The following is a 9,703-nucleotide window of genomic DNA, read 5'->3' as shown; positions in this document are numbered from 1 at the left end:
CATTCTCGACTATTCTTATTTTCTCCACATCCTGTTAATCCTATTGTTATCAATCCTACTAAAAGTAACATTGCGAAAAACGCGCGTTTTTTCATAACCTTCTCCTTACTTATAATATTCAATAAAACAGCTGACCATAGCTCCCTTATAGTATATCATAAAAGACTGATATGACTGTTTCATCTATGATGTTAAAATCCTGTCTAATTCATTTTAAACCACTGTAATCCTAAAGGTCATGATATAATAGACAATGAATAACAAGCATTACTTGAAGGAGAAATATATGAAAAAATCGTTCAGACTTTGTTGCCTAGCTTGTGTGACAACACTAGCCTTAGCCCTTGGTGCTTGCTCATCAAAGCCATCTACTAGTTCTACAAATAATTCAAACAATCAGGCTTCTACCTATCACAAGAAAGATGTAACTGGTCCTGCTGCTTCATTTGACTGGAATGCCAAAGTTGAACCTACCAACTATGAGAGAACCTTTGTTGAAACAAACAGTGGCAGTCAATTTAATAAAACTCTAGATCGCACTAAAGAGGCGGCTGAGAATCTTGAAAAAAAGAAAAAGGAAATTTCGGATCCTAAGGTTCAAACAGCCCTCAAATTAGTGGATGCCGTCTTTGTCAATCAAGAAAATCTTGACCTAGTTGTGAAATCAGCGGGTGCTAGCAATCAAGAAGAGTTATTTGATAAGATTTGGAACGAATATTTAGTCCCTGAGTTAACTAAAATCCGTCCGAATTTTTCAAATGATACCGTCTTTGAATATAAAGGAGAAAAATATCCTCTCAAAATTTATGCACCTATGTTTTTCAAGGTCAACACTAATGCATTAGGAAAAGCAGGTGCCTATACTCTTGAGGACTATAAGGTAGAGGGCGACATGGTTTATTTGAAATTTATATCCCCAGCTGTAGATACTTACCAATATGAAGTCAAAGCATCCTATCACACAGACAATCTCGAATTCTTTCAAGGACTGGTAGAAGAACAACAAAAGGTTCTTGAAACAGACTATGCTAAAGCTCTAAATATTCGATTTGTTTATCAATTAGCGGCGCTTGATTTTAAAGCAAATAACTATGTCGATTTAGAGGGAATGGATTATCTTGATCGCAACACTCATTACCTCGCCATAAAAGTGGATAATAATGGAGAAGCTAGCCTTGATAATGAAAATCTCGCCAACCTTTTACAAATTAGCATGAAGGCTTCAAATGAAGCCAATAAAGGAAAATTTGAATAAATCTTTAAATCATGAAAAAATCACCTAAAACAGGTGATTTTTGTGTATTCATCTTATCGATAAACCGTCTTAAATCCGACACTGGATACCCTTACTCTCCCAACTCAGCACTGTAAGCGATAATCTGGTCAACTGTGTCAGACAAGAATTGGATGGTATCACGGAGTGGTTTATCTGTAGAGATATCTGCTCCGATAATCAGAGCTGACTCAAGTGGTGTCTTGCTACCACCTGATTTGAGGAGATTGAGCCAGTCTTCAGCTCCATTCTCAGAGTTCTTCAGATGAAGGTAACCAGCAGTCGAGATGACTAGACCAGCAGAGTAAGTGTAACTATACAAGCCCATGTAATAGTGAGCTTGTCTCATCCAAGTCAAGGCCGCATCGTCGTCAATTTCAATAGCATCTCCCCAGAAATCTGTCAAGACTTCCTTCATAATGCTGTTGAGCTTGCTTGATCCAAAGGTCTCCCCTTCTTCAATCAGTGTATATACCTTACGCTGGAAGGCTGCTTCCAAGAGGTGGGTGATGAAATTATGGAAGTAGGTGTCTGTCAAGCGATGGGCAAGAGCGAAGCGTTTTTGACGTGGGTCATCAGACTGGTGCTCCAAGTAGTCACTGAGAAGCAATTCATTGAAGGTTGATGGCGCTTCGACATAGTAGGTTGACATGTGGGCATTGAAGTAGCTTTGGTGATTGTCTGAAAAGATAAATTGACCAGAATGCCCAATTTCATGAATCAAGGTATAGACATCACTCAAACGACCAGTCCAGCTCATGAGGACATAAGGGTGCACGCGATATGGATCCGCCGCATAACCACCAGAATCCTTGCCACTATTAGCAGCAAAGTCCACCCATCGTTCTTCTTGATAGCGCGCAACTTCCTGACAATATTCTTGTCCTAAAGGTTCTACTGACTTCATGACCAAATCATAGGCGTCATCAATAGTAACTTCAGGATTAAGAGCGCTGTCCAAGTCCAATTTCCAGTCTGCAAAGGTCATCTTTTCAAGACCATTGACCTTGGCAACATGCTTGAGGTATCTCTGAGCAACTGGCGCAAAATCCTTCATGATGAGGTCAATTTGACGGTCAAACATGGCACGATCTACTTCTTGCTCAGCTAGGAGATAATCAAAGGCTGAGTCATAGCCCTTCATATCTGCCAACAGTTTTTCAGACTTGACCTGAGCTAAGTAGGCTGCCGCAGCCGTATTTTGGTGCTTACGAAGTCCCTCTGAGAAGGAACGGAAGGATTTTTCACGAACCTCAGCGTCCTCGTGGTTTTGGTAGAAATTTTCATAGGTAACAAAGCTATTTTTGTAGGTCTTGCCATGGGCTTCAAAGTCAGCCATTTCAAAGTCCCCAGCTCGCATCTTAGTGTAAATGTCCTGTGGACTGTAGAAAACTTCCCCCAGATTTGTCAATGCCTTTTCCACATCCGCACCTAGGTAGTGGGCTTTTTTGATTTTGGCCTGACGAATGGCTGCCGTTAAGTGTGGCAGCTCACCCAAACGGTCCAAGACTTCCTCGTCTGCACCCACCAAGGCGTCGTCAAAGAAGGTCAAGGCTACGCTGGCATCTGTCTCAAAGTCCATCCCAGCCTGGGCAATATTGGCAAATTCTTCATTGCTATAGTCTGTCGTCTGAGGCATAAAGGCGTAATTGCCGATATGACTCATCTGGATATAGATTTGTTCCAATTCCGCAAAGGCCTTCTCAAAATCCTCAAAAGTGTGAAGATTACCTTTGTAATCACGGCTAAATTGGTTGATATCTTCGCGCGTTTTCTCGATTGCACGCAAGAAATCCTCACGGTCTTGGTATAGGGCAGTTAAATCCCAAAGTTCCTTTTCTGGAAATTCTGAACGGTGTTTTTGTTCCATTTTCTTCCTCTTATTTTTCTAATTCTAATAATACACTAATGGCTGATAAGGCATAAAGTGGCGCTGTTTCTGCTCGTAAAATGCGATGACCAAGTCCTGCCAAGACGGCTCCTTTGGCTTCAAAACTCTCAATTTCTGCAGGTGAAAGACCGCCTTCTGGGCCAAAGATAAAGAGCAATTTGGCTCCTTTTTCAAGACCAGTGACTGCTTGTAAGAGCGCAGCGGCTTCTCCCTCTTTTGCTGATTCTTCATAGGCCACTACAATAGAGTCGAACTGGTCCAGTTGTGCTAGAAAGTCTGATTTTTTTTCAAAAAGACTAACACTCGGTACCCGATTTCGCTTGCTTTGCTCGGCTGCTCCAAGGGCGATTTTTTCTAGTTTTTCAGCCTTTTTGCCCAATTTCTTGCCATCCCACTTGGCGACCGACCAATCAGCAGGAAAGGCCCAGATTTGGCTAGCACCCAGTTCGGTCACTTTTTGAGTGATGAATTCCAGCTTATCTCCCTTGGGAAAGCCGGATGCGATGGTCACTTGGACAGGTAGTTCCACATTGTCAGCTAATTCTTCAAGCAATTCAAACTGACGATTTTCCACATTTAGCACGCGCGCCAAGCGCTTGATACCATCCTCAAAGACCAAAACAACCTCATCGCCTTCTTTCAGGCGCATAACCTGAAACATGTGCTTGCTGGTTTCCTTGTCCTCGATGGTGATAGGAGAGATAGGACTGCCTTTGACAAAATACTGTTGCATGCTAGCCTCCAATCACACCGGAAATATCCTTGGTCTTCTTAAAGACACAGGCATTCCATTCCCCTTGAATCATGTGGGTTTCAAGGAAAAATCCAGCAGACTCAGCCGACTCGCGCACCATGTCCCACTTGTCCTTGATAATGCCACTCATGATCAGGTAGCCTTCATCCTTGACCAAGCGATAAGCATCCTCTGTCAGATGAATGAGAATATCCGCCAAGATATTAGCCACGATGACATCTGCCTCAATCTCCACACCCTTAAGCAAATCTCCAGTAGCAACGTGGATGTTTTCCATGCCAGGATTAAGTTCAATATTTCCCTGAGCCACACGAACTGCCACATCATCCAGGTCATAGGCGAAAATTTCCTTAGCGCCAAGAAGTGAGCTGGCAATAGAAAGGACACCTGAACCAGTTCCTACATCCAGCACCGTTTCGCCACCACGAAGAACCTGCTCCAAGGCAAAGAGGCTCATCTTAGTGGTTGGATGCGTTCCAGTCCCAAAAGCCATACCAGGATCCAGCTTGATAATCTTTTCTCCCGCAGTCGCCTCATAGTTCGTCCAAGACGGCACGATGGTCAAGTCATGAGTAATGCGAGCTGGTTCATAATATTTCTTCCAGTTGTCTGCCCAGTCTTCCTCAGCCAAGGCTGTTGTACCCATCTTGACCTCTCCTAGATCCATAAAATCTGTCAATTCTGCTAGGCGAACCTGTAAATCTGCCTCAACTACTGCTACATCAACCGTATCAGGATAGTAGGCTGTCACTATGATTTCTTCTTGTTGCTCGACCTCTGGGAAAATCTCACCGAAACGTTCGACATTTCCCACATAGTCCATGCTGTCTTCAATCGCAACACCTTGTGCACCTAACTCAATCAAGAGGTTGGAAACCAATTCCTCTCCCTCACGCTTCACTGTAACTTTTAACTCTTGCCATGTTTCCATCATTAAGATACCAAGCCCGTAAAACACAAAGCCAAAATAGGAAACTCTCTGAAGACGCTTGTGTCTATGAGAAGTTTATCTTTTTGGCACAGTGTTTAGGGCGGGTTCAGTTTAGAAATTTAACCGAACCATCCTTTCTATTTGTCAATCATTTTATTCATGTAAACCATATCCATATCTTCTTTTTCAGGCTCGATATGAGTTTGACGGTAGCCATTTTTCTCATAAAAAGCGACCATGCCCGCATCCTGTAATACCGTACACAAATCCCACTGTTTAATCGTCGGAAATTCCTTTTCCAGTAATCTCAATCCCTCAGAACCATAACCTTTTCCTTGATACTGGGGCAAAATCGCTGCCGTTCCCAACCAAGCCTCCGTCAATTCCTCATTGGTCTGAACTCGTAAAAATCCGATATTTTTGTCCTTTTCTTTCACAAAGTAGTAATAGCTATTGGGACGCTCAACCAATTTCCACTTGATTCGTTCACGATCCTCTAGGTAGGGATCATACTCATCTTGATATTTCTCATAGACAGCCTTAAAGCTAGCCCTTTGAATTGCAATTACGGTTTCTAAATTCTCTGCTCCTGCTCGGACAATCTGAATCATACTACTACCCCCAAATACACACTCTCTCAACTAGTACTTCTATGCTCCCCCTCTCGCTTCACTGTAACTTTTAACTCTTGCCACGTTTCCATTTTGAATCTTCCTTATTTTTCTTAAATTCTTCAATCACATCTGTATAATGTTCTTTCATTGCGCTATGAATCTGCTGTTTAAAAATACCAAACATAAGATAATAAACAAATAGAACAATTCCTGCTAACAGTATCAGAAACAAAAAATATTCTGAAAATGAGAGTGTTTGATTATTCTCACCTTGTAAAGACAGAACATACAGCAACCCCCAGATAAGGGCCATAGAAATCCCAGCTACTTTCGTACCACTTTCTCTCTGCTTCTTTAACTTTAAATATTCCAAATAGATGAATGTAGCTTCTTCTCTAGAATATTGTCCTGTTTTTAGTTTGCGTTTAACTTCCTTGTTTAACGTCGTTGTTGCAATTGCAAAAATCATTTTACTTCCTCCATATAATCCTTCACTCTATCCTGCAACTGGGGTACAACCTTATCTGAGCCAAGAAACTCCTCAACGCTCATCAGTCTATATCCCTGCCCTTCATCACCAAAGACAATCTTGTCAAACTGTTCCTTAGTCAACTTTCCCACTAGAAAAACGGATTTCTTCCCCTCAAAAAGCATACTTGGGTACACCTTGCTCCAAAGCAGGCAATCTTCAGTCAGATGAATTCCTAGTTCTTCGTAAACTTCACGCGCCGCGCACTCAAAAGGACTTTCATCACCTTCTCGTCCGCCACCTGGCAATTCCCAGGTATTAGGGTATGGAATGTTTGCCTTATCATCACGTAAGATAGTTAAGAGCTTATCACCACAAAAGAGGGCAATTTTGCAGCCTGTAAAATCAGAAATTTCTATTTCCATATCAGACTCCTTCGGATAATTCTTTCTCCAACTCTGCTAACCAGTTTTCATAATAGCGTTTCTCATCCCGCACCAAACGGCTAGTCACCATGTTTTGTCTAGCAATTTTTATAGCCTTGTCAGTCTGATCCATATCTTTCTTTACCAGAAATTGATACCAGGCTTGCATTATCTGCGTGTCTGCCATTTTTAGAGATAAGAAGGACTTGACTCCTCGATTACTTGCATACTTCTCTGCTTTCTCATGATCCCTTTCTAGCAAGGCAATTTGAAGAAGGTATAATTGAGAAAGAGTTTGAGACATCGGATTGTCTGTTTTATCTAATAAAAACTGAAAGTGTTTCTTGGCAGTCTCTATCTGACCATCGAATATGAAAACTAGTCCCTGGAAAATCTGAATGCTTTCTGTAAAACTCCCTCTTGCATCCTCATCAACAGGCACGATAAAGTCTTTCAAATCATATTCTTGAGGAGCTAGCAAGGTCTGGGCAGAATGCCTCAACACCAGGTAGGCGTATTTGGTATTTTCAGGATGTTGTAGCAATTCCCAAATTTTTGCTCCATCGGTAATCCCAACTGGCTTAGCATTGATGAGAAGAAAAGATAGATTTAGACAAATCCAAGTAGCTGCAAAATACCAGTTAGCTGTCAAAATTCCATACAATAGGGCCAATAAAATCAAACCAAGATGAACCATCAAGCCTCCTGCAAGCATCAGGATGATTCTTTGATCACTTTCATCTTCTTTTAATCCAATATACTGAGCACCAACATTTTTCAGAACGGCTGTTCGACTCAGATGAAACTTGCCTGACTTTTTGGTCAAAAGAAAGTTTCCTAATCCAAAAGCCACCAGGCGATAGCCTGTCAGGTAACCACAAAATGCATGACCTAGCTCATGAAGGATAAATATCAGATAAATGCTGAGAAAAGTAAATAGATAGCCTGGAATAAAGACTAAAGAAAAATCTAACTCTTTAAAGGCAATCGTCCCAAAAACAAATCCTAGCATCAAAAAAACAAAGGACAGACCAGAAATAAAAGACAAGCCTATTTTCTTCATATACTTTCTCCCCTAGTCTCTAGTATCTCGGATAAGGATAAAACTCTCCTTCTTCCAAGCCGACTTTCCCTTCTTCAAAGACTTCTTGGTTCCATTCCATGACGAACTCTTCTGCTTCTGAGTCTTCCAAAAAGTCCATGAGCGCATCCAGCCCAACCTCTGCAGTGTCTTTGAGGAATAGAGCAAAATAGTTTAAAAATTCACGAGAAAATCCTTTCTTTGGCAGATAAGGTATAACTGTCAAATAGTCTTCCTCATTGACAGTTGACTTAGCAGGGTTGTAAAAGAGTACCGCTTCTTCAAAGAGGATATCGTCTGATGATACCTCTCCGTCCTCGTCCACCATCTCCACACCTGCAGCATTTTGTGCTTCCAATAAAAAACTCACTTCAACTGCATGGTTGCGCTTATCCCAGCTAATCTCAAAGTCAAAGGGAAAGTTCTTGTCCAATTCTTCCTCTAAAACATCTAAAAATCCGTATGTTGCCATTTTGTCCTCTTTCTATGCGACTCTTTAATCGCCCCGATTGCTCGGAAATATGCTAAAATAGATACTACCATCTTACCACATATACATCAGAAAATCCATGTTAGAAAGGACTGCTATGCCAGACAATCTCGCGCTTCGCATGCGCCCAAAAACCATCGACCAGGTCATCGGTCAGGATCATCTGGTCGGATCAGGAAAAATCATCCGCCGCATGGTGGAGGCCAACCGCCTGTCCTCCATGATTCTCTACGGACCTCCGGGTATCGGAAAGACCAGTATCGCCTCTGCCATCGCTGGAACGACCAAGTATGCCTTTCGGACCTTCAATGCCACTGTTGATAGCAAAAAACGTCTCCAAGAAATCGCTGAAGAGGCTAAATTCTCTGGAGGATTAGTCCTATTACTGGACGAGATTCATCGTCTCGATAAGACCAAGCAAGACTTTCTTCTGCCACTCTTGGAAAGTGGACTGGTCATCATGATTGGGGCCACAACTGAAAATCCCTTCTTTTCTGTCACTCCAGCCATTCGTAGCCGTGTTCAGATTTTTGAGTTAGAACCCTTGTCTAATCAAGATGTTAAAGAGGCGATTCAAATTGCTCTAACCGACCCTGAGCGTGGTTTTGATTTCCCAGTTGAGCTAGATGAGGATGCACTGGATTTCATCGCAACCTCTACAAATGGAGACCTGCGTTCTGCTTTTAATTCGCTAGATTTGGCTGTTCTCTCTACTCCCGAGAATGACAAGGGCATCCGCCATATCACACTGGATATCATGGAAAATAGCCTGCAGAGGAGTTATATTACCATGGATAAGGATGGGGACGGTCACTACGATGTCCTCTCAGCCCTACAAAAGTCCATTCGTGGCTCGGATGTCGATGCCAGTCTCCACTATGCTGCCCGCTTGATTGAGGCTGGGGATCTTCCTAGTCTCGCTCGTCGCTTGACCGTTATCGCTTATGAAGATATCGGTTTGGCCAATCCTGAAGCTCAGATCCATACTGTAACTGCTCTAGATGCTGCTCAAAAGATTGGCTTCCCAGAAGCTCGCATTCTCATTGCCAATGTCGTGATTGACTTGGCCCTTTCTCCAAAATCCAACTCAGCCTATGTGGCGATGGACAAGGCCCTTGCTGACCTCAAAACATCAGGGCATTTGCCTATCCCTCGACACCTGCGCGATGGCCACTACAGTGGAAGCAAGGAACTTGGGAACGCCCAAAACTATCTCTATCCCCACAACTATCCTGGAAACTGGGTCAAGCAGGACTATCTGCCAGAAAAAATCCAAAATCACCACTATTTTACTCCAGAAGATACCGGCAAATACGAACGAGCCTTGGCGCAACGCAAGGAAACCATTGATAAATTACGGGACTTGTGAAATCCTTTTCAAAAAAATAAATTTTCCTCTTGATTTTTTTTGAAAAAGTGGTATCATATAAACATAGAAACGCTGTGGTGTACGACTTCACACTTAAGTGTTGACCGACTATTTTTTGTATTATTAGGGAAACAAAAGTCTTCTAACAGCATGTAGGCCGTCTCACACGGAAACAGCTTCAGTTAGAGCGAGTTGCCCACCTGCTTAATTGCGCGGGTTCAATACAAACCGTGAAGTTTCGGCACCAATACAGCTTTTTCTTTGCCTCCTTAGCTCAGTTGGTAGAGCAGTAGACTCTTAATCTATGGGTCGCAGGTTCGAGCCCTGCAGGGGGCATCTAAATCAACAGGAAAAGTCTTGAATTCCAAGGCTTTTTTTACTTTCCTTTTAAAAATTGTCGTGCAAT

At 42.4% G+C, this 9,703-nt stretch carries 10 protein-coding genes and 1 tRNA gene; 3 read left to right on the top strand and 8 right to left on the bottom strand.

Annotated features, from left to right (window positions below):
* Window positions 1–286: 286 nt before the first annotated feature.
* Complete coding sequence (locus HMPREF2853_RS00400) at window positions 287–1,255, top strand: hypothetical protein (protein ID WP_070534545.1); 969 nt, start codon at window positions 287–289, stop codon at window positions 1,253–1,255.
* Between the two features lie 91 nt (window positions 1,256–1,346).
* Here the strand turns inward: HMPREF2853_RS00400 and pepF are convergent, their stop codons facing one another.
* From pepF to HMPREF2853_RS00360, 8 genes are all read right to left on the bottom strand, one after another.
* Entirely contained in the window at window positions 1,347–3,143 is a 1,797-nt protein-coding gene (gene pepF, locus HMPREF2853_RS00395) for an oligoendopeptidase F (RefSeq protein ID WP_070534543.1), read from the bottom strand.
* A gap of 10 nt (window positions 3,144–3,153) precedes the next feature.
* Window positions 3,154–3,897 carry a 16S rRNA (uracil(1498)-N(3))-methyltransferase gene (locus HMPREF2853_RS00390; protein ID WP_033630110.1) on the bottom strand — a complete coding sequence of 248 codons (744 nt, stop codon included), beginning with the start codon at window positions 3,895–3,897 and terminating at the stop codon, window positions 3,154–3,156.
* A 1-nt stretch (window position 3,898) separates the two neighbouring features.
* A complete protein-coding gene (gene prmA, locus HMPREF2853_RS00385; protein ID WP_083306864.1) occupies window positions 3,899–4,849 on the bottom strand; it encodes a 50S ribosomal protein L11 methyltransferase in 951 nt (316 codons plus the stop codon).
* Between the two features lie 137 nt (window positions 4,850–4,986).
* Window positions 4,987–5,460 (bottom strand): GNAT family N-acetyltransferase, encoded by a 474-nt coding sequence (locus HMPREF2853_RS00380; RefSeq protein ID WP_000614824.1) that lies wholly within the window; start codon window positions 5,458–5,460, stop codon window positions 4,987–4,989.
* 70 nt (window positions 5,461–5,530) lie between these two features.
* Entirely contained in the window at window positions 5,531–5,932 is a 402-nt protein-coding gene (locus tag HMPREF2853_RS00375) for a hypothetical protein (RefSeq protein WP_000575302.1), read from the bottom strand.
* Window positions 5,929–6,357, bottom strand: coding sequence for an NUDIX hydrolase (locus HMPREF2853_RS00370; RefSeq protein WP_000401985.1), 429 nt, complete (start codon window positions 6,355–6,357; stop codon window positions 5,929–5,931). The genes HMPREF2853_RS00375 and HMPREF2853_RS00370 overlap by 4 nt, the downstream gene beginning before the upstream one ends.
* Before the next feature lies 1 nt (window position 6,358).
* Entirely contained in the window at window positions 6,359–7,420 is a 1,062-nt protein-coding gene (locus HMPREF2853_RS00365; protein ID WP_070534539.1) for a site-2 protease family protein, read from the bottom strand.
* Between the two features lie 19 nt (window positions 7,421–7,439).
* Window positions 7,440–7,910, bottom strand: coding sequence for a DUF3013 family protein (locus HMPREF2853_RS00360; RefSeq protein WP_070534537.1), 471 nt, complete (start codon window positions 7,908–7,910; stop codon window positions 7,440–7,442).
* Between the two features lie 115 nt (window positions 7,911–8,025).
* Between HMPREF2853_RS00360 and HMPREF2853_RS00355 the strand changes: the two genes are divergently transcribed.
* Together HMPREF2853_RS00355 and HMPREF2853_RS00350 are read left to right on the top strand one after the other, a co-directional pair.
* Window positions 8,026–9,297, top strand: coding sequence for a replication-associated recombination protein A (locus HMPREF2853_RS00355; RefSeq protein ID WP_001113182.1), 1,272 nt, complete (start codon window positions 8,026–8,028; stop codon window positions 9,295–9,297).
* A gap of 263 nt (window positions 9,298–9,560) precedes the next feature.
* Window positions 9,561–9,633 (top strand) — tRNA-Lys (locus HMPREF2853_RS00350).
* The last annotated feature ends 70 nt before the right edge of the window (window positions 9,634–9,703 follow it).

The sequence above is a fragment of the Streptococcus sp. HMSC077F03 genome (genome assembly GCF_001812375.1).
Lineage (GTDB): Bacteria > Bacillota > Bacilli > Lactobacillales > Streptococcaceae > Streptococcus > Streptococcus oralis_S.
Note: the sequence above shows the minus strand (reverse complement) of the source record. Positions and strands in the feature narration are given on the sequence as shown.